A 24,282-nucleotide genomic window follows, 5' to 3' on the forward strand; every position below is an offset into this window, starting at 1 on the left:
TCAGGCTGACAAGGGGAAATTTAAAATAACTTTCCGAGTGCGTATTTTTTCACCAAAAACACCATTAACATGCCATAAAATAAGCAATTTGCCGTTTTTGCAGCCGCAATCACACTTCCTGGTGGCATACTAATGAATAAGAAAAAGAGTAAGGAATAACATTCATGCCTTTAAATGCCCAACAGCTAGCCGCACAGAAGAATCTGTCCTACGTTCTGGCCGAAAAGCTAGCCCAGCGAATATTAAAAGGTGAATACGCACCGGGTGCTATCCTGCCCGGTGAAATAGAGCTGGGCGATCAGTTTGGCGTGAGTCGTACCGCAGTAAGAGAAGCGGTAAAAACGTTAACGGCAAAAGGTATGGTATTACCACGCCCGCGTATTGGCACTCGCGTCATGCCTCAGGCAAACTGGAACTTCCTCGACCAGGAGCTGCTTACCTGGTGGATGACGGAAGATAATTTCCCTCAGGTCATAAAACATTTTCTGGTGATGCGTATCAGTCTGGAGCCTCAGGCCTGTTTACTGGCGGCGACTATCGGGACGGCAGAACAGAAAGCGCATCTCAATACACTGATGGAAGAGATGGTCGAGCTGAAAAGAAATTTCCGGCGCGACCGTTGGATAGAAGTTGATATCGCCTGGCATGAGCACATCTATGAAATGAGTGCGAATCCGTTCCTTATCTCCTTTGCATCACTGTTCCATTCCGTCTACCAGACTTACTTTACCTCTATTACCTATAACGATGTGGTAAAGCTGGATTTGCACCAGGCTATTGTCGATGCGATAGAGGATAGCGATGGCGATCGCGCCTTCACCGCCTGTCAGGCATTGCTGATAGCACCGAACGTGCTACCGGATAAATAATATATGTCAGAAAAGAAATCTCGCAGTATGGCCGGGCTGCCGTGGATAGCAGCCATGGCCTTTTTTATGCAGGCATTAGACGCCACTATCCTCAATACCGCCTTACCCGCAATAGCGCACAGCCTTAACCGCTCTCCACTCGCCATGCAGTCGGCTATTATCAGTTATACCCTGACGGTCGCCATGCTGATCCCGGTGAGTGGATGGCTGGCAGACAGGTTCGGTACCCGACGCGTCTTTATGATTGCCGTGAGCCTGTTTACGCTGGGATCGCTGGCCTGCGCGCTATCCAGTTCCTTAAGTGAACTGGTAGTTTTCCGCGTCATCCAGGGCATCGGCGGCGCGATGATGATGCCTGTTGCCCGTCTGGCTTTATTGCGAGCTTACCCACGCAGCGAACTACTCCCAGTGCTTAACTTCGTGACCATGCCGGGTCTTGTGGGCCCAATTTTAGGTCCGGTATTGGGCGGTGTTCTGGTGACGTGGGCCAGTTGGCACTGGATCTTCCTGATTAATATTCCCATTGGCGTGGCGGGTATCTTCTATGCACGCAAATATATGCCGAACTTCACCACGCCGCGCCGCGGCTTTGATATGACAGGTTTCTTCCTCTTTGGCCTGAGTCTGGTGTTGTTTTCCAGTGGTGTTGAGCTGTTTGGTGAGAAGCTTGTCGCTACCTGGGTCGCACTCAGCATTATTGTGACCAGTATTCTGTTGCTGCTTGCCTACATTCGTCACGCGCGTCGTCACCCAACGCCGCTTATATCGCTTCCAATATTTAAGACCAGAACCTTTTCCGTCGGGATCGCTGGAAACCTTGCCACGCGTCTGGGCACCGGATGTGTGCCGTTCTTAATGCCGCTGATGCTGCAGGTAGGCTTTGGATATCCGGCGCTAATTGCGGGTTGCATGATGGCGCCAACGGCGCTGGGCTCAATACTGGCAAAATCGATGGTGACACAGGTACTACGCCGACTCGGCTACAGAACGACACTGGTGGGTGTTACGGTGTTTATCGGCCTGATGATTGCGCAATTCGCTTTGCAATCTCCTGCCATGCCGGTCTGGATGCTGATCCTACCGTTGTTTATTTTAGGTATGGCGATGTCCACCCAGTTTACCTCAATGAATACCATCACTCTGGCGGACCTGACCGATGAGAACGCCAGCAGCGGTAACAGCGTGCTGGCCGTTACGCAGCAACTGTCGATCAGTTTAGGGGTCGCTATCAGCGCCGCCGTCCTGCGGATCTATGAAGGCATGGAAGGTACCAATACGGTTGAACAGTTCCATTACACCTTCATAACCATGGGCGCGATCACTATTGTCTCTGCGCTGATGTTTATGCTGCTAAAAGCCAAAGATGGACGTAACCTGATCAAAGATCGGCACAAGCCTAAACCGACCCCCGCGCCATCAAAACAGGAGTAAGTTGCAGGCGTTGCTGTTGCAATGCGGGTTGCGCCATCCGGTGGATTAACACATCGATGGCCAGTTCGCCCAATTCATCTTTGGGTTGATGGATGGTCGTCAGCGGTGGCGTCATATAGCGTGCCAGTTCGATATCATCATAACCCACCACCGCCATATCCTGCGGAATGCGCAATCCTGACTGATACAATGCCTGATACGCGCCGACGGCCATTGCGTCGTTCCCGGTGAAAACGGCCTGCGGTCGCTGTTTATGTGATAACAACGTTTGCATAGCTTCAAAACCGCCACCGAACTCAAAGTCACCGGTAATCTCGTAGCCTTCCGGGACAGGCAACCCCGCTCGCTTCATTGCTGCCCGATATCCTTCCAGACGCAAACGCGCCGGGGTTTTATCCAGCGGGCCAGTGATGCAGGCAATGCGCGTAAAACCTTTTTCGATAAGATGCTGAGTGGCTAAGTCCCCGCCTAACAGGGAGTTATCCTGAATCAAATCGCTTTCACCATCAAAAGGCGACCAGTCCATCATCACGGTCGGTATAGAAGGATAACGCTGCATTATCTCTCTGGAAGGCTGATGTGTTTCCGTGCAGAGCAGCAGCAAGCCGTCCACGCGTTTTTGCATCAGCGTTTCCAGGTTACGGTTCATGCGCTGTTCATCGCCTTCGGTATTGCACAGTACCAGGCTGTAGCCGCGCTCAAAACAGCTACGTTCAACGCCGCGCACCAGCTCAGAATAGAAGGGGTTGGTACTGGCAGTGATTAACATGCCAATCGTGCGGGTCTGGTTTAACTTGAGGCTACGCGCCAGCGCGGAAGGCGCGTAGTTAAGCGCTTTAATTGCCGCTTCAACTTTGTCAGTGACAGACTCACTGACAAAGCGATCTTTATTGATGACGTGAGAAACCGTCGACGTAGAAACACCCGCCAGGCGGGCGACGTCCTTCATTGTAGCCAAGCGTTACCTCTGTTGACTTAAAAACGCTTCTATTTCTTCGCGCCATGGAACGGAAGGCTGCGCACCTTTACGGGTGACCGCAATCGCCGCAGCTGCATGGGCAAAACGGATCGCTTCAGGCAGCGGTGTCTCTTCCAGTAACGCTGTAATTAATGCGCCGTTAAAGGTATCCCCGGCAGCGATGGTATCAACGGCGTCCACTTTAAAACCAGGCACTCGATGACCTTCACCATTCACGCTGGCCCACACTCCGCGACTACCTAAAGTAATCAGTACAGTATGGATCCCTTTCGCGTGTAATGCCTGCGCTGCTTTGGCCGCATCTTCATCGTTTTCTACCCGGATCCCCGTCAGCTTCTCAGCCTCGGTTTCATTCGGGGTAATAATATCCACCAGCGCCAACAGCTCGTCAGAAAGTTCACGCGCCGGAGCCGGGTTAAGGGCGACCGTGGTCTTATTTTGCTGGGCAATTTTTGCCGCAGCCAGCACGCTTTCGATCGGCGACTCTAACTGCATCAGTAAGGCGGAGGCCTGCGCAATGCGATCGCGCTGTGCTTCCACCAGCGCAGGAGAAAGGGCTGCGTTTGCACCGGCGTGAATGCCAATGACGTTCTCGCCATCACCATTAACAAAAATCAGTGCCACACCGGTCGATTCCCCCGAAATGACGCTGATCGGCGCAATATCGATATTATCTTTGGCCAACTGTTTACGCACACTTTCGCCAATATCGTCATCCCCCGTACAGGCAATGAACGCGATGTTCGCGCCACTACGACCCGCAGCAACAGCCTGATTAGCGCCTTTTCCGCCAAATGCGACCTGATAATGGCTACCGGTTACGGTTTCACCAGGCGTTGGGAAAGATTTAAGGTTGAGGATGTGATCGGCATTGATGCTGCCAAGAACGACGAGGTTGCCTGCGGTTTTCATGTTCGGAGTGTCCAGTAAAGTGCGCCACCGGGTTAGGGTGGCGCGTGCCCTGCTTTTCTTTTTACGCTTTCATCCTCAGAACCAGGTCCAGGGATGGCGTATTTATGTCTCCATCAGGCCGCGAGCGACCTGAATCGGTATTACTGCTTGATGACCAGCTTCAGATCAACCGGATATTTAGCCTGAACCTTCTCGCCTTTCAGAACCTTATCCGCAGTTTCCACGCCTTTCGCGCCGATCTGATCCGGTAACTGAGCAATGGTCGCAGCCAGTTTGCCATCATTTACTGCTTTTTCGCCATCTGGAGTGCCGTCAAATCCAACCACCATCACATCAGATTTACCCGCGGTTTGCAGTGCGCGCAGCGCACCCAGCGCCATTTCATCGTTCTGGGCAAATACGGCCTGCACGTCAGGATGTGCGGTCAGCAGGTTCTGCATGACGTTCAGACCTTTGGTGCGGTCGAAATCTGCCGGCTGGCTGGCCAGTACGTTAAATTTGTGTGCCGCAACAGCCTGCTGGAAACCTTCACCACGCTCACGCGCCGCTGAAGTACCGGCAATCCCCTGCAGTTCGATAACCTTCGCGCCTTCACCTGCTTTCTTCGCGATGTAATCACCCGCAATTTTACCGCCCAGCACGTTATCAGACGCAATGTGGCTCACCACATCACCTTTTGTAGCCTGACGATCCAGGGTAATAACCGGAATTTTCGCCTGGTTAGCCATCTTCACGGCGTTACCCACGGCATCAGAGTCAGTCGGGTTAATCAGCAGAATTTTAGTTCCACGAACCGTTAAGTCCTGAACGTTAGCCAGCTCTTTCGCCGGGTTGTTCTGTGAATCCAGAATCACCAGGTTATAGCCCAGTTTATCCGCCTCTTTTTGCGCGCCATCCTTCAGCGACACAAAGAACGGGTTATTGAGGGTGGAGACCACCAGCGCAATGGTATCTTTCGCCATCGCATTCGCGCTCACGGTGGCGCTCAGCGCAACAGCAGAAACCAGGGTAGCCAGTTTTTTCATGTTCATATTTAAGATGTCCTGTAATCGTTGTTACTGCTTTTTGTTGTCTACCAGTACCGCCAGCAAAATCACCACCGCTTTGACGATCATCTGGTAATAGGAGGATACACCTAACAAATTCAAACCATTATTGAGGAAACCAAGAATCAATGCGCCGATCAGCGTCCCAACAATACGTCCTTTACCGCCCGCCAGGCTGGTACCGCCTAACACCACCGCGGCGATAGCATCCAGCTCATAGCCAGTACCTGCCGTCGGCTGCGCTGAGGAGAGGCGAGCCACTTCAATGATACCCGCCAGCGATGCCAGCAGACCGCACAGGGAGTAAACGATAATTTTGATTTTACTCACGCTGATACCGGACAAACGCGTCGCCGCTTCGTTACCGCCCAACGCGTAGATATAACGACCCAGACGCGTGTGATGCAGCATGTACCACGCCGCCAGGAAGACAATCCCCATGATCCACACAGGCGTAGGGACGCCTAACGGACGACCAATACCAAACCAACCAAACAGATCGGCATTGTCAGTAAACCCGGTATTTACCGGACTGCCGTTGGTGTACACCATGGTCACACCACGCAGTAGCAGCATCATCACCAGCGTGGCGATAAACGCCTGCACGCGGCCTTTCGCGACAATGACCCCGGTTACTGCGCCAATGGCAGCGCCGAGCGCCAGAGCAGCGGCAACGGCTACCAGCGCATTGACTTCAATACCGACAATGGACGCTGCAACCGCACCGGTAAGCGCCAGCAATGAACCGACGGACAGATCGATACCCGACGTCAGGATGACCAGCGTCATGCCGACGGCCATGATGGCGTTTACCGACGTTTGCTGGAGAATGTTGAACAGGTTATTAACGGTAAAAAAGTTGGGGCTCATGGTGGAAACAATCGCGATCAGCACTAACAGAGCGATGAGCGACTTTTGCTCCAGAAGCCATGCTTTAGTGAAATAACGGCGACCAGAAACAGCCTGGGTAGTCATCTTTTTTACTCCTGATTCACGCGATTAAGCTTGCCCACAGCGGCAGCCATTAATACTTCCTGAGTGGCCTGCTCGCGAGAGAATTCACCGCCGAGATGCCCTTCATGCATAACGATAATACGATCGCTCATGCCCAATACTTCTGGCATCTCAGAGGAGACCAGAATGATGCTCAGCCCATCGGCCTTAAACTGGTTGATAAGCTGATAAATTTCTTTCTTAGCTCCAACGTCGACGCCGCGCGTTGGCTCATCGAGGATCAGGACTTTTGGTCGGGTCATCAGACCGCGCGCAATGGCCACTTTCTGCTGATTACCGCCTGAGAGCAGGCCGATAGCCTGTTCCATCGATGGCGTTTTAACATTGAACAGACGAATAAAATCACCTACCGCCTGCTGCTCATCTTTATGCTTCAGGCTTCCACCGGCGCGGCTGAAATAGCGCAGCGCGGTCAGTGACATGTTCTCTTTCACCGACATGCCCAGCACTAAGCCATCACGTTTACGGTCTTCAGAAATATAGACGATGCCGTTTGCAAGGCCATCCTGTGGCGAACGGGTGACAACTTCATGCCCATCAAGCGTGACGTAGCCGCTGGTGCGCGGCAATGCGCCATACAACACTTTCATCAGCTCGGTACGTCCGGCGCCCATCAGCCCCGATACGCCAAGGATCTCGCCTTTACGCAGCGTGAACGAAACATCATTTACCCCAGGGCCGCACAGATTATCGACCTTCAGACGGATATCACCCGGCGCTTTTTCCAGACGCGGGTACTGATCTTCCAGCTTACGTCCCACCATCATTTCAATCAGCGAGTCTTCAGTCAGCGTTGCGACTTCACGCTCGGCAATAAACTGCCCGTCACGGAAGACGGTCACGTCATCACAGATTTCGAAGATCTCTTTCATACGGTGGGAGATATAGACAATGCCGCGCCCCTGCGATTTCAGCTCGCGGATAACTCGGAACAGAGATTCAGTTTCGGTATCGGTGAGCGCATCCGTCGGCTCATCCATAATGATGACCTTCGATTCAAAGCTCAGCACTTTAGCAATTTCGACCATTTGCTGATCGCCAATCGACAGCTCACCGACCAGCCTGTCGCTTTTAAAGCGTAGATTGAGTTTGGCGAGCAGCAGATCGGCTTCGGCGTACATCTTCTTCCAGTCAATTTTGCCAAAGCGATTCACAAACTCACGGCCAAGAAAAATGTTCTCAGCGATAGTGAGTTGCGGGATCAAGTTAAGTTCCTGGTGGATGATACCAATGCCGGCTTCCTGAGAGGATTTTGGACCGTTAAAGGTGGTCTCTTTCCCCAGCCACAATAAAGAGCCAGCATCACGGGTGTAGATCCCGGTCAGCACTTTCATCATGGTAGATTTGCCCGCGCCGTTTTCGCCCACCAGCGCCATTACGCGGCCTGGATAGACATTCAGCGCAGCGCCGGATAGCGCTTTTACGCCCGGGAACGCTTTATCGATCCCTTTGAGTTGCAGTAATGCGTTCATGATGGCCTCAGAACGTGACGCCAGCACAGAGAATAATATTCGCATACGGAGAACACTCTCCGCTGCGAATTACCGCCTGACTGTCTGCGGTTTGTTTTTTGAATTGTTCATGCGTGGTGTAACGAATTTCTATGGTGTTTCCCTGGTGTTGTTGCAGTTGCTCAATGTGGCTGAGCAACGTTTCGTGGAGTTGCGGATTATGTTGTTTAATTTCCGTCGCGAGAATGGCCGCCTCGACCTGCATTTCACGTGTAACCACATCCAGTACCTGCATAAAAGAAGGTACGCCCTGGGTTAATGCCATATCAATACGCGTTGTGCTGCTCGGGATGGGTAAACCTGCATCACACACCACCAGCGTATCGGTATGCCCCAGACGGGAGATCACCGTTGAAATTTCAGAGTTGAGTACCGTGCCTTTCTTCATTTTCTTTCCCCACTAGCGAAACGTTTCGCTGAGGATAAGTGTAGTGCGAAGAGTGGACAGAAAACCACCGCGACGTTACGAAAATGTGATCGCCATCGAAACGTTTCGCAAGGATTATCATTCGATGAAATGAAAACTGGGAGGGACAAAACAAAACGCCCCCTTTCGTGATGAAAGAGGGCGTCGATTACCTTAAATCTCTACCTGAGTACCGAGCTCAATAACCCGGTTCGGTGGAATTTCAAACTGGTCCGGCGCACGCAGCGCATTGCGCTGTAGCAGCAGATACAGCTTGCCGCGCAGACGCAAATACCATGGTCGTTTACCGACAATCAACGACTCATGCGACATAAAGAAGGACGTTTCCATCATCCGGCAGCTTAAGCCTTCCAGACCGCAGCGGTGGAACACTTCCTCCACGTTCGGCGTTTCGCGCCAACCGTAGCTAGCCACCACGCGCCAGAAGGTGGGCGATAACTGCTCAATCTGTACCCTACGCACGTTGTGAACATAGGGCGCATCTTCCGTGCGCAGCGTCAGCAGAATAACGCGCTCATGCAGCACCTTGTTATGCTTGAGGTTATGCAGAAGCGCAAACGGGATGACGTTCAGCGCACGCGACATATATACCGCCGTTCCCGGCACGCGTACCGGTGGGGATTTCTCCAGAGAGGCAATCATCGCCTCCAGAGAGTTGCCGTGCTCATGCATGCGACGCAGCAGACGGAAACGCTCGCTTTTCCACGTGGTCATGATGGTGAACATCACCAGACCCAGCGTCAGCGGCAGCCAACCGCCGGAAATCAGTTTATCGAGGTTCGCGGAGAACAACGGAACATCGACGCACAAGAACGCCACCAGGATCAGGAAGACGAAGTATTTATTCCAGTGCCAGTTTTTGCGCGCCACTGTGGTAGACAGAATAGACGTCAGTACCATTGTTCCCGTTACCGCAATCCCGTACGCCGCGGCCAGATTACTGGAGTGTTCAAAGCTCACAATCACGATAACTACCGCAAAATAGAGCATCCAGTTAACGAAGGGGATGTAGATCTGACCCGATTCCATTTCCGAAGTATGAATGATCCGCATCGGCGACAAATACCCCAGACGCACGGCCTGACGCGTCAGCGAGAAGACACCGGAAATAACCGCCTGCGAAGCGATAACCGTTGCCAGTGCGGCGAGGATCAGGAGTGGTATCAATGCCCAGTCCGGCGCCAGCAGGAAGAACGGGTTTTTGATCGCTTCAGGATGCTTTAACAGCAGCGCCCCTTGACCAAAATAGTTCAGCACCAGCGAAGGTAATACCACGGAGAACCATGCCAGTCTAATCGGCAACTTACCGAAGTGGCCCATATCCGCATACAGCGCTTCAACACCGGTAATCGATAGCACCACCGCACCCAGCGCTATAAAGGACAGCGTTTTGAATTCGAGGAAGAAATGCACCGCCCAATACGGATTGAGCGCCTGCAGTACCTCCGGATTACCAATAATACTGCGCACGCCTAATACCGCGAGCGTCAGGAACCACAGCAGCATAATCGGCGCAAACAGTTTTCCAACCATGCCGGTACCGTGTTTTTGAATCATAAACAGCAGGGTCAGCACGATAATCGAGAGCGGAACAATCCAGGTATCCAGTTGCGGAGCAACGATCTCCAGACCTTCAATCGCCGACATCACTGAAATGGCTGGCGTAATCACCACTTCACCATAGAAGAAGCTGCCGCCAATCAACCCCATGATAACCAGCATCGAGGTTGTTCGTGCCGAGGTATTGCGCCCGGCCAATGACATCAACGTCAGGATCCCACCTTCCCCGGCGTTATCCGCACGCATGACAAACGTCAGATATTTAATGGAGACAACAAAGATCAGCAGCCAGAAAATCAGCGAGAGAAAACCAAACACAGCATCACGTTCAACGCCAAAACCAAACTGGCCAGACAAACATTCACGAAGCGTATAAAGTGGGCTGGTACCAATATCACCGTAGACAACCCCAATGGCCGCAAGGGTAATCGCAGACAATGATTGTTTATTATCAGTGCTCATAGACTCGTCTTTCGTTTATACACATCATCACTCAAGCCACTCCGTGTGGGCTGCATTCGTTATTCCCCCCATCCCAGAAGAAAACTCCATTGCCGCCTTGGTGCAGTATGATTGATATGGTGTATATATAAGAAATGTGTGCGTCGTCCCTTGGCCCACAAAAAGGCGCACAGTATGCACGATTAATCATAAAATCGTACCCCTAAATGAGACCAGATTAATCTGGCTCAAAGAAAAATAAGCGCACCTTCAGTCTATTACTGCACTGGTGTGAAGCATCTATACTCGCAGTTTACGCAGTACATTTGGCGAAAGGACGCCACTTCATTATGGCTCACCCACATTTATTAGCGGAAAGAATTTCCCGTCTGAGCAATGCGCTGGAAAAGGGACTTTATGAACGTAGCCACGCCATTCGCCTTTGCCTGCTGGCTGCTCTAAGCGGCGAGAGCGTATTCTTATTAGGTCCTCCAGGGATCGCAAAAAGCTTAATCGCCCGTCGACTAAAGTTCGCCTTTCAAAACGCCCGTGCTTTCGAATATCTGATGACGCGCTTCTCTACGCCAGAAGAGGTGTTTGGCCCACTGTCTATCCAGGCGCTGAAAGACGAAGGTCGCTATGAACGCTTAACGGCGGGCTACTTACCCGAAGCTGAAATTGTCTTTCTCGATGAAATCTGGAAAGCAGGCCCGGCCATTCTCAACACTCTGCTGACCGCCATTAACGAACGGCATTTTCGTAACGGCGCGCACGAAGAGAAAATCCCGATGCGTCTGCTGGTGGCCGCCTCCAACGAACTGCCTGAAGCAGACAGCAGTCTGGAAGCGCTGTACGACCGTATGTTAATCCGTCTGTGGCTGGATAAAGTTCAGGACAAGGCCAACTTCCGCTCCATGTTGTTAAGCCAGCAGGATGAAAGTGACAACCCGGTTCCGACGTCGTTACAGGTGACGGATGAAGAGTATTACCAGTGGCAAAAGGACATTGGCGCCATCAAGCTGCCCGATCGCGTCTTTGAGCTTATTTTCACGCTGCGCCAGCAGTTAGACGCATTACCGAATGCCCCTTATGTCTCCGATCGTCGCTGGAAAAAAGCTATCCGCTTACTTCAGGCCAGCGCCTTCTTCAGCGGACGTGATGCGGTCGTGCCTATCGACCTGATCCTGCTGAAAGATTGCTTGTGGTACGACGCGCAAAGCCTGAATCTGATGCAACAGCAGCTTGAAATATTGATGACCGGACACGCCTGGCAGCAGCAAGCCATGCTGACGCGCCTGGGCAGCATTGTGCAGCGCCGCATTCAACTCCAGCAGCAACAAAGCGACAAAACGGCGTTCACGGTAATCCGTCAGGGTGGAATGTTCAGTCGCCGCCCTCATTATGATTTACCGCCAGAAGCTACGTCTTCAGTCGTGACATTACTGCTACAAAAGCCTTTAAAGCTGCATGATATGGAAGTTATCCATATTGCTTTTGAACGTAGTGCGCTGGAAATGTGGCTAACCAAAGGCGGTGAGATCCGCGGAAAATTAAACGGGATCGGCTTCGCCCAAACGCTGAACATGGAAGTCGATAGTGCACAGCATCTGGTTGTGCGCGACGTCAGTTTGCAAGGCTCTCGTCTGGCGCTGCCCGGTGCATCGCAAGAGAGTATGCCTGATGAGATAAAACAGCAGCTTGAAGCACTTGATAACGAGTGGCACCAGCAGCACAGCGCATTCAGCGACCAGCAAAAATGTCTGTTTATTCATAGCGACTGGTTAGCCCGCATTGAGGCCAGCCTGCAGGATGTCGGGGCACAAATCCGCCAGGCGCAACAATGCTAACCCTTGATACGCTCAATATCATGCTGGCAGTCAGTGAAGAGGCGATGATCGAAGAGATGATCGTCGCCCTGCTGGCTTCTCCAAAGATGGTGGTGTTTTTTAAAAAGTTTCCTCGCCTTAAAAAAGCGATTACTGACGATATCCCCCGTTGGCGTGAATCATTGCGCAGTCGTCTCAAAGATACCCATGTACCGCCGGAGTTGATGGAAGAGGTCATGTGCTATCAACAAAGCCAGCTCCTCTCACATGCGCAGTTTATAGTCCAGCTCCCGCAAATATTGGCGCTATTACACCGCCTCCATTCGCCGTGGGCCGGGCAAGCTCAGCAACTGGTTGATGACAACAGTACCTTTACGCCCGCCCTGCATACGCTTTTTCTCCAGCGCTGGCGCCTGAGTCTGGTAGTGCAAACCACAACGCTAAATCAGCAACTGCTGGAAGATGAGCGTGAACATTTACTTAGTGAAGTCCAGGAGCGGATGACCCTCAGCGGGCAACTGGAACCCGTTCTGGCAGAAAACGACAACGCCGCAGGCCGGTTATGGGATATGAGCGCAGGTCAAATCAAGCGCGGCGATTATCAACTGATGGTGAAATATGGCGAATTCCTGACGCAACAACCCGAACTCCAGCGTCTGGCTGAACAGTTAGGCCGTTCCAGAGAAGCGAAATCAGTGCCGCGTAAAGATGCGCCCATGGAGACCTTCCGTACCCTTGTGCGGGAACCCGCCACCGTCCCGGAACAGGTGGATGGCATCCAGCAAAGCGATGACATCCTGCGCCTGTTGCCGCCGGAACTGGCCACACTGGGTATTACTGAACTGGAATACGAATTCTACCGACGGCTGGTGGAAAAGCAGCTGTTGACCTATCGTCTGCACGGCGAGGCATGGCGCGAGAAAGTAACGGAACGTCCGGTGGTGCATCAGGATTTTGATGAGCAGCCGCGCGGACCTTTTATTGTTTGCGTAGATACGTCTGGATCAATGGGCGGGTTTAATGAGCAGTGTGCGAAAGCCTTTTGCCTGGCGCTAATGCGCGTCGCCCTGGCCGATAACCGGCGCTGTTTCATTATGCTGTTTTCAACAGAAGTGGTCCGCTATGAGCTGTCTGGCCCGGAAGGTATTGAACAAGCGATCCGTTTTTTAAGCCAGCGTTTTCGCGGCGGTACCGATATTGCCAGCTGCTTTCGCGCCATTATTGAGCGCATGCAGGGCCGGGAATGGTTTGATGCCGATGCGGTGGTGATCTCTGATTTTATCGCTCAGCGATTGCCCGATGAGGTCGTCAATAAAGTGGGGGAATTACAGCGATTGCACCAGCATCGTTTTCATGCGGTGGCGATGTCAGCACACGGCAAACCCGGCATCATGCGCATTTTCGATCATATCTGGCGCTTTGATACCGGGATGCGAAGCCGCCTGCTCAGACGCTGGCGGCGTTAATTCTTACAACAGGGAAGAAACGCTTTCACGTACCTGTGCCGGCCATACACCACACTGAACCTGACCAATATGTGGTAATTGCAGCAACAGCATGGTAAGACGCGACTGCCCAATCCCGCCGCCAATTGTCTGTGGCATTTCACCGCGCAGCAGCGCCTGGTGCCATTCCAGACTCAGGCGATCTTCATCACCGGTCAAAGAAAGCTGGTGTTTCAGGGTGTCGGCATCCACACGGATCCCCATAGAAGACAGTTCAAACGCATCTTCCAGAACCGGGTTCCACACCAGAATATCACCGTTCAGCCCGGCATGACCCAGCTCGGAGGACGAACTCCAGTCGTCATAATCCGGTGCGCGTACATCATGACGGTGACCGTCACTGAGCTTGCCGCCGATCCCTACCAGGAATACTGCGCCCAGTTCTTTTGCGATCGCACGTTCACGACCTTTCGCGTCAAGATCCGGATAACGAGATAACAGCTCCTGGCTATGAACAAAGTGGATCTGCTCTGGCAGGAACGGTGCCAGACCAAACTCTTTGCTAACCGCAGCCTCGGTGGCCTTAATTCCCGCCCAGATAGCCTCTACCGTGCTTTTCAGAGTGGAGAATTGACGCTCACCGTCGCCCATCACGCGCTCCCAGTCCCACTGGTCAACATACACTGAGTGCAGTGGGGAGAGGCGATCTTCATCGGGACGCAGGGCCTTCATGTGCGTGTACAGCCCTTCGCCTGCGCTAAAGTCGTGTTGTCCTAACGTTTGACGCTTCCACTTCGCCAGTGAATGAACCACTTCGAATTGAGCGTCTGGCAATGCTTTAACCTTCACCTGCACCGCTTTTTCACAGCCAGACAAGTTATCCTGCGTGCCATCTCCTACGCGGCTGAGGATCGGAGCCTGAACTTCGATCAGACCTAAACGCTCTTCCAGCTGGCGAGAAAAATGAGATTTTACGAAGCTAATTTGACGTTGTTTGGCAATGTAAGCGGTTTTCATTATGTGTACTCCTGTGTCCTGTTGCCTATGATTAAGCAACAGAATGGAGGTAATATTCAATAATCAACAAACAAAAAGCCAACTTCGATTTTGATTCGTTAAAATTAGCGTCTAAAATAGAAGGAATCATTAATCTACATAAGAAAAACCTATGGAAAATTATCAGATCGACAATCTGGACCGCGGCATTCTTGATGCCCTGATGGAAAATGCCCGCACCGCCTACGCCGAATTGGCCAAACAGTTTGGCGTTAGTCCGGGGACAATTCACGTTCGCGTAGAGAAGATGAAGCAGGCCGGGATCATCACCGGTGCGCGTATTGATGTCAGTCCCAAACAGTTGGGTTATGACGTCGGTTGCTTTATCGGCATCATCCTGAAAAGCGCGAAGGACTATCCGTCAGCGCTGGCCAGGCTGGAAAGTCTTGATGAAGTGACCGAAGCGTATTACACCACCGGACACTACAGCATCTTTATTAAGGTGATGTGCAAGTCGATCGACGCGCTGCAACAGGTACTTATCAACAAGATCCAAACAATTGATGAAATTCAGTCCACTGAAACCCTGATCGTCCTGCAGAACCCGATCATGCGTACCATCAAGCCGTGATCGTTTTTTTTAATCCCACATTTTTCCACAGGTAGATCCCAGCTCGCTCACAGCGTACAATGCGCCTTCTTTATAAAGGTGGGCGAGCATGGCAGACATCACTCTTATCAGCGGCAGCACGCTTGGCAGTGCGGAATATGTAGCAGAACATCTGGCAGAAAAGCTGGACGACGCCGGTTTTTCCAGCGAAATACTGCACGGCCCAATGCTGGATGAGGTTCCAGGCGAAGGGATCTGGCTGGTGATCAGCTCCACACACGGTGCCGGAGACATTCCTGACAACCTGCAACCTTTATATGAAGCATTACGCGAGCAAAAACCGGACCTGTCACAAGTACACTTCGGCGCAATCGGCATCGGCAGTCGTGAATATGACACCTTTTGCGGCGCAATCGACAAGCTGGAAGCAGAACTGAAAGCCTGTGGGGCAAAACAGATCGGCGAAACGCTGAAGATCAACGTGCTGGAACATGAAATTCCGGAAGATCCGGCTGAAATTTGGTTGGGATCCTGGCATCCATTGCTCAGAGATTTGTAAAGATCGGACTTTTTTATGTGGATAACTCTGGTTAAAAGCTTGGATCAACCGGTAGTTATCCAAAGAATAACGGCTGTTCAGTTTTTGAGTTGTGTATAACCCTTCATTCTGATCCCAGCTTATACGGACCAGGATCACCGATCATTCACAGCTAATGATCCTCAGCAACCTGTTGATCTTATTCAAAGGATCGCTCTTATCCACAGAGAGTGGCGATCCTAATAATAGATCACAGTAAAACAGATCTCTAAATAAAAAGATCTTCTTTTTAATACCCAGGATCCCAGGTCTTTCTCGATCGACTAAAGTTGAGTAGAATCCACGGCCCGGGCTTCAATCCATTTTCACACCGCGTTATGCGAGGCAATTACCATGTTTTATCAGGATCCTTTTGACGTCATCATCATTGGCGGGGGTCATGCAGGCACCGAGGCCGCAATGGCCGCGGCGCGAATGGGACAACAAACCCTGCTTTTGACACACAATATCGATACTCTGGGGCAGATGAGCTGCAACCCGGCGATTGGCGGTATTGGGAAGGGACACCTGGTAAAAGAAGTGGATGCGCTTGGTGGATTGATGGCAAAAGCGATCGACCATGCCGGCATTCAGTTTAGGATACTAAACGCAAGCAAAGGGCCAGCCGTTCGCGCTACCCGAGCTCAAGCCGATCGTGTGCTCTATCGTCAGGCGGTACGCACCGCGCTGGAGAATCAACCCAACCTGATGATCTTCCAGCAGGCGGTTGAAGATCTGATTGTTGAAAACGATCGTGTTGTGGGTGCTGTAACCCAAATGGGACTGAAGTTCCGTGCCAAAGCGGTCGTATTAACCGTGGGGACTTTCCTCGACGGCAAAATTCATATTGGTCTGGACAACTACAGCGGCGGCCGTGCTGGCGATCCGCCGTCTATTCCGTTGTCACGCCGTCTGCGTGAACTGCCGCTGCGCGTCAGCCGCCTGAAAACCGGTACGCCGCCGCGTATTGATGCACGCACGATTGATTTCAGCGTGCTGGGTCAGCAAAACAGCGATGACCCGATGCCGGTCTTCTCATTCCTGGGCGACGCTTCTCAGCATCCGCGCCAGATGCCGTGTTACATCACGCATACCAATGAGAAAACCCACGACGTGATCCGCAATAACCTCGATCGTAGCCCAATGTACGCTGGCGTGATCGAAGGCATCGGCCCGCGCTACTGTCCGTCGATTGAAGACAAAGTAATGCGCTTTGCCGATCGCAACCAGCATCAGATCTTCCTCGAACCGGAAGGACTAACTTCTAACGAAATTTATCCGAACGGTATATCCACCAGCCTGCCGTTCGATGTGCAGATGCAAATTGTTCGTTCCATGCAGGGAATGGAAAACGCGAAAATCGTCCGTCCTGGCTATGCGATTGAGTACGATTTCTTCGATCCGCGCGACCTGAAACCGACGCTGGAAAGCAAATTCATCCACGGTCTGTTCTTTGCTGGCCAGATCAACGGTACAACCGGTTACGAAGAAGCCGCCGCGCAAGGGATGCTGGCTGGTCTCAACGCCGCACGCTTGTCTGCGGAGAAAGACGGCTGGGCGCCGCGTCGCGATCAGGCTTACCTTGGCGTGCTGGTTGACGATCTCTGCACCCTGGGAACCAAAGAACCGTACCGCATGTTTACCTCACGTGCTGAATATCGCTTGATGCTGCGTGAAGATAACGCCGACCTGCGTCTGACCGAAATTGGCCGTGAACTCGGTCTGGTGGACGATGAGCGTTGGGCTCGCTTCAACGAGAAGCTGGAGCGCATCGAACAGGAACGCCAGCGTCTCAAATCAACCTGGGTAAACCCATTAGCGGAATCTGCAGCAGAAGTGAACGCTCACCTGGCAACACCTTTATCTCGTGAGGCTAGCGGTGAAGATCTGCTGCGTCGTCCGGATATGACCTATGCTCAGTTGACCTCTTTATCTGCATTCGCACCGGCGCTTGACGATGCTCAGGCCGCAGAACAGGTTGAGATTCAGGTGAAATACGAAGGGTATATCGCTCGTCAGCAGGAAGAAATCGAAAGACAACAGCGTAATGAGAATACCCTGTTGCCTGCAACGCTGGATTATCGCCAGGTCTCGGGCTTGTCGAATGAAGTCATCGCCAAACTGAACGATCACAAACCGGTATCGATCGGCCAGGCATCGCGCATTTCTGGCGTAACGCCTGCCGCCATTTCCATTCTGCTGGTATGGCTGAAAAAACAAGGTATGCTGCGCCGCAGCGCTTGATAACACTAATTTGGCGGGGCGCTTTCGCTTACCCGCCCTACAAATTTGTAGGCCCGATAAGCGAAAGCGCATCGGGCATTTGATTATTAACAGGTAATGACCGTGCTCAACAAACTCTCTCGTCTGCTGGCTGATGCCGGTATTTCTCTTACCGATCACCAGAAAAATCAGCTGATTGCGTATGTCGATATGCTGCATAAATGGAATAAAGCATACAACCTGACGTCGGTGCGGGATCCCAATGAAATGTTGGTGCGCCATATTCTGGACAGTATTGTTGTTGCGCCTTATCTGAAGGGCGAGCGCTTTATTGATGTTGGCACAGGACCGGGTCTGCCGGGAATTCCACTCTCTATCGTGCGGCCTGAAGCGCATTTCACACTGTTGGATAGCTTGGGAAAACGGGTCCGTTTCTTACGTCAGGTGCAGCATGAGCTTGGTCTTACTAACATCACGCCTGTGCAAAGTCGGGTTGAAGAATTTCCTTCAGAGCCGCCATTTGATGGGGTGATTAGCCGTGCTTTCGCGTCCCTCAATGATATGGTGAGCTGGTGTCATCACTTGCCTGGCCAGAACGGACGCTTTTATGCACTCAAAGGGCAGTTGCCTGAAGATGAAATAGCCTCGTTGCCTGTAGAATTTTGCGTCGAGTCAGTTGAAAAATTGCGCGTTCCGCAACTGGATGGCGAACGTCATTTGGTGGTTATTAAGCCAAACAAAATTTAATTTTTATCAAAAAAAATAGAGAAAAAACGTCTATTCAGGTGTTAAAAGTTATAGAGGGTAGTGTGGCGAAATGCTGTCACATTTCACCTCTACCTTACGGTTTTGCATCATAACTATAACGTACCGTTTTTTGTTAAAAGCGAAACAAGTCAACTGTGAAAATATCAGTCTGCTAAAAATAGAACCTAAGAATCACCGCTTGTGTTAATTTTTTATTATAAATGTCAATCAGTGGTTCTTTTGTTGTTAGGCGTTGTTTTTGAAATAGTGTCGCTTTTTACGCTTAAATATCAAAAAGATGAAATGGCACCATTTGCCACGTAAATAAATTATGCGAAGGGGAATATGTTCAATATGTGATCTGGTGCACGCTTTAACGCCAGTGTTTTCGCGGCATTTGCAGTTTTGCATGATCGTTCACAGTTTGCCAAAAAGTAATAAATGTGGCGCAGCGAAAAATATTTAAACATTTATTCACTTTTTAGCTACTTATTGTTTGAAATCACGAAGGCGCACCGTATAATTTGACCGCTTTTTGATGCTTGACTCTAAGCCATAAAGAACGTTTTATACGACACGCGGCATACCTCGAAGGGAGCAGGAGTAAACACGTGATGTCTATGTCGCTCTTGAGTCGAAACGTTGCTCGTAAGCTTTTGCTCACACAGCTTCTGGCGGTAATAGCAAGTGGATTGCTGTTTAGCCTCAAAGACCCCTTCTGGGGCATCTCCGCACTGTGCGGAGGATTGGCAGTGTTACTGCCCAACGTGTTGTTTATGATATTCGCCTGGCGTCACCAGGTGCATACACCAGCGAAAGGTCGGGTAGCCTGGACGTTCGCTTTCGGCGAAGCCTTCAAGGTGTTAGCGATGCTGGTGTTGCTGGTGGTGGCGTTGGCTGTTTTGAAAGCGGTATTCGTGCCGCTGATCGTTACGTGGGTTTTGGTGCTGGTGGTTCAGATACTGGCGCCGGCTGTAATTAACAACAAAGGGTAAAGGCATCATGGCTTCAGAAAATATGACGCCGCAGGATTACATAGGACACCATCTGAATAACCTTCAGTTGGACCTACGTACATTCTCGCTGGTGGATCCGCACAACCCCCCAGCCACCTTCTGGACGCTCAATATTGACTCCATTTTCTTCTCGGTGGTTCTGGGTCTGTTGTTCCTGTTAATGTTCCGTAGTGTTGCCAAAAAGGCGACCAGTGGCGTACCAGGTAAATTTCAGACTGCGATTGAGCTGATAATCGGCTTTGTGCATGGTAGCGTGAAAGACATGTACCATGGCAAAAGCAAGCTGATTGCTCCGCTGGCCCTGACGATTTTCGTCTGGGTATTCCTGATGAACTTTATGGATTTGCTGCCTATCGACCTGCTGCCGTACATCGGTGAGCATATCTTTGGCCTGCCGGCTCTGCGTGTGGTTCCGTCCGCTGACGTGAACATCACCCTGTCGATGGCGCTGGGCGTATTTATCCTTATTCTGTTCTACAGCATCAAAATGAAAGGCATCGGTGGCTTCGCGAAAGAGTTGACGCTGCAGCCGTTCAATCACTGGGCGTTCATCCCTATCAACTTAATCCTTGAAGGGGTAAGCCTGCTGTCCAAACCAATCTCTCTTGGTCTGCGACTGTTCGGTAACATGTACGCTGGTGAGCTGATTTTCATTCTGATTGCTGGTCTGTTGCCGTGGTGGTCACAGTGGATTCTGAATGTGCCGTGGGCCATTTTCCACATACTGATTATCACGCTGCAAGCCTTCATATTTATGGTTCTGACGATTGTCTATCTGTCGATGGCATCTGAAGAGCATTAATTTACCAACACTACTACGTTTTAACTGAAACAAACTGGAGACTGTCATGGAAAACCTGAATATGGATCTGCTGTACATTGCTGCCGCTGTGATGATGGGTCTGGCGGCAATCGGTGCTGCGATCGGTATCGGCATCCTCGGGGGTAAATTCCTGGAAGGCGCAGCGCGTCAACCGGATCTGATTCCTCTGCTGCGTACTCAGTTCTTTATCGTTATGGGTCTGGTGGATGCAATCCCAATGATCGCTGTAGGTCTGGGTCTGTACGTGATGTTTGCTGTCGCGTAGTAAGCGTTGCTTGAATTAAGAGCAATATCAGAACGTTAACTAGATAGAGGCATTGTGCTGTGAATCTTAACGCAACAATCCTCGGCCAGGCCATCGCGTTTGTCCTGTTCGTTCTGTTCTGCATGAAGTACGTATGGCCGCCGTTAATGGCTGCCATCGAAAAACGTCAGAAAGAAATTGCTGACGGCCTTGCTTCTGCAGAACGAGCACATAAGGATCTTGACCTTGCAAAGGCCAGCGCGACCGACCAGCTGAAAAAAGCGAAGGCGGAAGCTCAGGTAATCATCGAGCAGGCGAACAAACGCCGTGCTCAGATCCTGGACGAAGCTAAAACTGAAGCAGAGCAGGAACGTACTAAAATCGTGGCACAGGCGCAGGCGGAAATTGACGCCGAGCGTAAACGTGCTCGCGAAGAGCTGCGTAAGCAAGTTGCTATCCTGGCTGTTGCTGGCGCCGAGAAGATCATCGAACGTTCCGTGGATGAAGCTGCTAATAGCGACATCGTGGACAAACTTGTCGCTGAACTGTAAGGAGGGAGGGGCTGATGTCTGAATTTATTACGGTAGCTCGCCCCTACGCCAAAGCAGCTTTTGACTTTGCCGTTGAGCACCAAAGCGTTGACCGTTGGCAGGATATGCTGACTTTCGCCGCTGAGGTGACGAAAAACGAACAAATGGCAGAGCTTCTCTCTGGCGCGTTGGCGCCAGAAACGCTCGCTGAGTCGTTTATCGCCGTGTGCGGTGAGCAGCTGGACGAAAGCGGCCAAAACCTGATTAGGGTAATGGCTGAAAATAACCGTCTGAATGCGCTCCCGGATGTTCTTGAGCAGTTTATTCATCTGCGTGCAGCCAGTGAGGCTATCTCTGAGGTAGAAGTCACTTCTGCCAATGCACTGAGTGATGAACAGCTTACGAAGATTAGTGCAGCGATGGAAAAACGTCTGTCACGCAAAGTTAAGCTGAATTGCAAAATCGATAAGTCTGTAATGGCAGGCGTAATCATCCGAGCGGGTGATATGGTCATTGATGGCAGCGTACGCGGCCGTCTTGAGCGCCTTGCAGACGTCTTGCAGTCTTAAGGGGACTGGAGCATGCAACTGAATTCCACCGAAATCAGCGAACTGATCAAGCAGCGCATTGCTCAGTTCAATGTTGTGAGCGAAGCTCACAACGAAGGTACTATTGTTTCTGTAAGTGACGGTGTTATCCGCATTCACGGCCTGGCCGATTGTATGCAGGGTGAGATGATTTCCCTGCCGGGTAACCGTTACGCTATCGCACTGAACCTGGAGCGCGACTCTGTAGGTGCTGTTGTGATGGGTCCATACGCTGACCTCGCCGAAGGCATGAAGGTTAAGTGTACGGGTCGTATTCTGGAAGTTCCGGTTGGCCGTGGCCTGCTGGGTCGAGTGGTGAACACTCTGGGTTCCCCGATCGACGGTAAAGGTCCGGTTGATAACGATGGCTTCTCGCCAATCGAAGTTATCGCACCGGGCGTAATCGAACGTCAGTCCGTCGACCAGCCAGTGCAGACCGGTTATAAATCTGTTGATGCCATGATCCCAATCGGTCGTGGCCAGCGTGAGCTGATCATCGGTGACCGTCAGACAGGTAAAACCGCGATGGCAATCGATGCCATCATCAACCAGCGTGATTCCGGCATCAAATGTGTGTACGTGGCTATCGGCCAGAAAGCGTCCACCATTTCTAACGTGGTTCGTAAACTGGAAGAACACGGCGCACTGTCCAACACCATCGTTGTTGTGGCGACCGCGTCTGAATCTGCTGCACTGCAATACCTGGCGCCATATGCTGGTTGCGCAATGGGCGAATACTTCCGTGACCGCGGTGAAGATGCACTGATCGTTTACGATGACCTGTCTAAACAGGCTGTTGCTTATCGTCAGGTTTCCCTGCTGCTCCGTCGTCCGCCAGGACGTGAAGCATTCCCGGGCGACGTATTTTACCTCCACTCCCGTCTGCTGGAACGCGCATCCCGCGTAAACGCGGAATACGTTGAGAAGTTCACCAACGGTGAAGTTAAAGGTAAAACCGGCTCCCTGACCGCCCTGCCGATTATCGAAACCCAGGCGGGTGACGTTTCTGCGTTCGTTCCGACCAACGTAATTTCTATTACCGATGGTCAGATCTTCCTGGAAACCAACCTGTTCAACTCCGGTATTCGTCCGGCAGTTAACCCGGGTATCTCCGTATCTCGTGTAGGTGGCGCAGCGCAGACCAAGATCATCAAGAAACTGTCCGGTGGTATTCGTACCGCGCTGGCGCAGTATCGTGAACTGGCAGCGTTTTCTCAGTTCGCTTCCGACCTGGATGAAGCTACGCGTAAGCAGCTGAGCCACGGTCAGAAAGTAACTGAACTGCTGAAGCAGAAACAGTATGCGCCAATGTCTGTTGCACAGCAGGGTGTGGTGCTGTTTGCGGCTGAACGCGGTTACCTCGAAGATGTGGAACTGGCGAAAATCGGTAGCTTCGAAGCCGCTCTGCTGGCTTACGTCGACCGTGACCACGCTCCGCTGATGCAAGAGATCAACCAGTCCGGTGGCTATAACGATGAAATCGAAGGCAAGCTGAAAGCTATCCTCGATTCCTTCAAGGCAACCCAGTCCTGGTAACGTCTGGCGGTCTGTCCTAGGGCGGACCGCAAGGCATTGAGGAGAAGCTCATGGCCGGCGCAAAAGAGATACGTAGTAAGATCGCAAGCGTCCAGAACACGCAGAAGATCACTAAAGCGATGGAGATGGTCGCCGCTTCCAAAATGCGTAAATCGCAGGATCGCATGGCGGCCAGCCGTCCTTATGCAGAGACCATGCGCAAAGTGATTGGTCACCTTGCGAACGGTAATCTGGAATATAAGCACCCTTACCTGGAAGAACGCGACGTTAAGCGCGTGGGCTACCTGGTGGTGTCGACCGACCGTGGTCTGTGCGGCGGCTTGAACATTAACCTGTTCAAAAAGCTGCTGGCGGATATGAAAACATGGTCCGATAAAGGCGTTCAGTGCGATATCGCAATGATCGGCTCTAAGGGCGTGTCTTTCTTTAATTCCGTTGGTGGTAACGTGATTGCTCAGGTAACCGGTATGGGGGACAACCCTTCCCTGTCCGAACTGATCGGTCCGGTTAAAGTGATGCTGCAGGCCTACGACGAAGGTCGTCTGGACAAACTGTACGTTGTCAGCAACAAATTTATTAACACCATGTCTCAGACGCCAACCATCACTCAACTGCTGCCTCTGCCGGCATCAGATGATGATGAATTGAAGCGTAAATCCTGGGATTACCTGTATGAGCCAGACCCGAAAGCGCTGCTGGATACCTTGCTGCGTCGTTATGTCGAGTCTCAGGTTTATCAGGGCGTGGTAGAAAACCTGGCCAGCGAGCAGGCCGCACGTATGGTGGCGATGAAAGCCGCGACCGACAATGGCGGCAGCCTGATTAAAGAGCTGCAGTTGGTATACAACAAAGCTCGTCAGGCCAGCATTACTCAGGAACTCACCGAGATCGTCGGTGGTGCATCCGCGGTATAACCAGGTTAATTCGTAGAG

The 24,282-nt window shown here is 51.7% G+C and carries 23 protein-coding genes; 15 read left to right on the plus strand and 8 right to left on the minus strand.

Going from position 1 to position 24,282, the window contains the following annotated elements; all coding sequences use genetic code 11:
• Positions 1 to 164 precede the first annotated feature (164 nt).
• Both FDX04_RS23715 and mdtD read left to right on the plus strand, forming a co-directional pair.
• Positions 165 to 869 (plus strand): FadR/GntR family transcriptional regulator, encoded by a 705-nt coding sequence (locus tag FDX04_RS23715; protein ID WP_042311382.1) that lies wholly within the window; start codon positions 165 to 167, stop codon positions 867 to 869.
• A 3-nt stretch (positions 870 to 872) separates the two neighbouring features.
• A complete protein-coding gene (mdtD, locus tag FDX04_RS23720; protein ID WP_038635809.1) occupies positions 873 to 2,300 on the plus strand; it encodes a multidrug transporter subunit MdtD in 1,428 nt (475 codons plus the stop codon).
• Here the strand turns inward: mdtD and rbsR are convergent.
• The 7 genes from rbsR to kup form a co-directional block, all read right to left on the minus strand.
• Positions 2,266 to 3,258 (minus strand): ribose operon transcriptional repressor RbsR, encoded by a 993-nt coding sequence (rbsR, locus tag FDX04_RS23725; protein ID WP_137361481.1) that lies wholly within the window; start codon positions 3,256 to 3,258, stop codon positions 2,266 to 2,268. The two genes, mdtD and rbsR, sit on opposite strands and share 35 nt — an antisense overlap.
• Before the next feature lie 3 nt (positions 3,259 to 3,261).
• Positions 3,262 to 4,191, minus strand: coding sequence for a ribokinase (gene rbsK, locus FDX04_RS23730; RefSeq protein WP_042311386.1), 930 nt, complete (start codon positions 4,189 to 4,191; stop codon positions 3,262 to 3,264).
• Between the two features lie 140 nt (positions 4,192 to 4,331).
• Positions 4,332 to 5,222, minus strand: coding sequence for a ribose ABC transporter substrate-binding protein RbsB (rbsB, locus tag FDX04_RS23735; RefSeq protein ID WP_006687780.1), 891 nt, complete (start codon positions 5,220 to 5,222; stop codon positions 4,332 to 4,334).
• 24 nt (positions 5,223 to 5,246) lie between these two features.
• Positions 5,247 to 6,212 (minus strand): ribose ABC transporter permease, encoded by a 966-nt coding sequence (gene rbsC / locus FDX04_RS23740; RefSeq protein WP_003023762.1) that lies wholly within the window; start codon positions 6,210 to 6,212, stop codon positions 5,247 to 5,249.
• A 5-nt stretch (positions 6,213 to 6,217) separates the two neighbouring features.
• A complete protein-coding gene (gene rbsA, locus FDX04_RS23745; protein WP_079226197.1) occupies positions 6,218 to 7,723 on the minus strand; it encodes a ribose ABC transporter ATP-binding protein RbsA in 1,506 nt (501 codons plus the stop codon).
• A 7-nt stretch (positions 7,724 to 7,730) separates the two neighbouring features.
• Positions 7,731 to 8,150 carry a D-ribose pyranase gene (gene rbsD / locus FDX04_RS23750; protein WP_137361479.1) on the minus strand — a complete coding sequence of 140 codons (420 nt, stop codon included), beginning with the start codon at positions 8,148 to 8,150 and terminating at the stop codon, positions 7,731 to 7,733.
• A 192-nt stretch (positions 8,151 to 8,342) separates the two neighbouring features.
• A complete protein-coding gene (gene kup / locus FDX04_RS23755) occupies positions 8,343 to 10,211 on the minus strand; it encodes a low affinity potassium transporter Kup (RefSeq protein WP_042311390.1) in 1,869 nt (622 codons plus the stop codon).
• 329 nt (positions 10,212 to 10,540) lie between these two features.
• Between kup and ravA the strand changes: the two genes are divergently transcribed.
• Together ravA and viaA are read left to right on the plus strand one after the other, a co-directional pair.
• Positions 10,541 to 12,037, plus strand: coding sequence for an ATPase RavA (gene ravA / locus FDX04_RS23760; RefSeq protein ID WP_137371584.1), 1,497 nt, complete (start codon positions 10,541 to 10,543; stop codon positions 12,035 to 12,037).
• Positions 12,031 to 13,482: an ATPase RavA stimulator ViaA gene (gene viaA / locus FDX04_RS23765; protein ID WP_137361478.1), complete on the plus strand. Its 1,452-nt coding sequence runs from the start codon at positions 12,031 to 12,033 to the stop codon at positions 13,480 to 13,482. Before ravA ends, viaA begins: the two co-directional genes overlap by 7 nt.
• 3 nt (positions 13,483 to 13,485) lie before the next feature.
• Here the strand turns inward: viaA and asnA are convergent, their stop codons facing one another.
• Positions 13,486 to 14,478, minus strand: coding sequence for an aspartate--ammonia ligase (gene asnA, locus FDX04_RS23770; protein WP_042311395.1), 993 nt, complete (start codon positions 14,476 to 14,478; stop codon positions 13,486 to 13,488).
• A gap of 151 nt (positions 14,479 to 14,629) precedes the next feature.
• Here asnA and asnC point away from each other — a divergent pair, with 151 nt between their 5' ends.
• From asnC to atpG, 11 genes are all read left to right on the plus strand, one after another.
• A complete protein-coding gene (gene asnC / locus FDX04_RS23775) occupies positions 14,630 to 15,088 on the plus strand; it encodes a transcriptional regulator AsnC (protein ID WP_003023780.1) in 459 nt (152 codons plus the stop codon).
• A gap of 88 nt (positions 15,089 to 15,176) precedes the next feature.
• Positions 15,177 to 15,626, plus strand: a complete 450-nt coding sequence (gene mioC, locus FDX04_RS23780) for an FMN-binding protein MioC (protein ID WP_137361477.1) — start codon at positions 15,177 to 15,179, stop codon at positions 15,624 to 15,626.
• A gap of 372 nt (positions 15,627 to 15,998) precedes the next feature.
• Entirely contained in the window at positions 15,999 to 17,888 is a 1,890-nt protein-coding gene (gene mnmG / locus FDX04_RS23785; RefSeq protein WP_137361476.1) for a tRNA uridine-5-carboxymethylaminomethyl(34) synthesis enzyme MnmG, read from the plus strand.
• A gap of 102 nt (positions 17,889 to 17,990) precedes the next feature.
• On the plus strand, positions 17,991 to 18,614 hold the full coding sequence (gene rsmG, locus FDX04_RS23790; protein ID WP_137361475.1) for a 16S rRNA (guanine(527)-N(7))-methyltransferase RsmG: 624 nt from the start codon (positions 17,991 to 17,993) through the stop codon (positions 18,612 to 18,614).
• A gap of 614 nt (positions 18,615 to 19,228) precedes the next feature.
• The gene (gene atpI, locus FDX04_RS23795; RefSeq protein ID WP_042311402.1) at positions 19,229 to 19,609 is read left to right on the plus strand and encodes a F0F1 ATP synthase subunit I; all 381 of its coding nucleotides are present in this window, start codon (positions 19,229 to 19,231) and stop codon (positions 19,607 to 19,609) included.
• Positions 19,610 to 19,616: 7 nt separating this feature from the next.
• The gene (gene atpB, locus FDX04_RS23800) at positions 19,617 to 20,432 is read left to right on the plus strand and encodes a F0F1 ATP synthase subunit A (protein WP_042311404.1); all 816 of its coding nucleotides are present in this window, start codon (positions 19,617 to 19,619) and stop codon (positions 20,430 to 20,432) included.
• A gap of 46 nt (positions 20,433 to 20,478) precedes the next feature.
• Positions 20,479 to 20,718: a F0F1 ATP synthase subunit C gene (gene atpE, locus FDX04_RS23805; RefSeq protein WP_003023794.1), complete on the plus strand. Its 240-nt coding sequence runs from the start codon at positions 20,479 to 20,481 to the stop codon at positions 20,716 to 20,718.
• Between the two features lie 59 nt (positions 20,719 to 20,777).
• A complete protein-coding gene (atpF, locus tag FDX04_RS23810; protein ID WP_003827022.1) occupies positions 20,778 to 21,248 on the plus strand; it encodes a F0F1 ATP synthase subunit B in 471 nt (156 codons plus the stop codon).
• 14 nt (positions 21,249 to 21,262) lie between these two features.
• A complete protein-coding gene (gene atpH, locus FDX04_RS23815; protein ID WP_006687767.1) occupies positions 21,263 to 21,796 on the plus strand; it encodes a F0F1 ATP synthase subunit delta in 534 nt (177 codons plus the stop codon).
• A 12-nt stretch (positions 21,797 to 21,808) separates the two neighbouring features.
• Positions 21,809 to 23,350: a F0F1 ATP synthase subunit alpha gene (atpA, locus tag FDX04_RS23820; RefSeq protein WP_003023802.1), complete on the plus strand. Its 1,542-nt coding sequence runs from the start codon at positions 21,809 to 21,811 to the stop codon at positions 23,348 to 23,350.
• A gap of 50 nt (positions 23,351 to 23,400) precedes the next feature.
• The gene (gene atpG / locus FDX04_RS23825; RefSeq protein WP_006687765.1) at positions 23,401 to 24,264 is read left to right on the plus strand and encodes a F0F1 ATP synthase subunit gamma; all 864 of its coding nucleotides are present in this window, start codon (positions 23,401 to 23,403) and stop codon (positions 24,262 to 24,264) included.
• The last annotated feature ends 18 nt before the right edge of the window (positions 24,265 to 24,282 follow it).

The sequence above is a fragment of the Citrobacter sp. wls615 genome (assembly GCF_005281355.1).
GTDB lineage: Bacteria > Pseudomonadota > Gammaproteobacteria > Enterobacterales > Enterobacteriaceae > Citrobacter > Citrobacter werkmanii.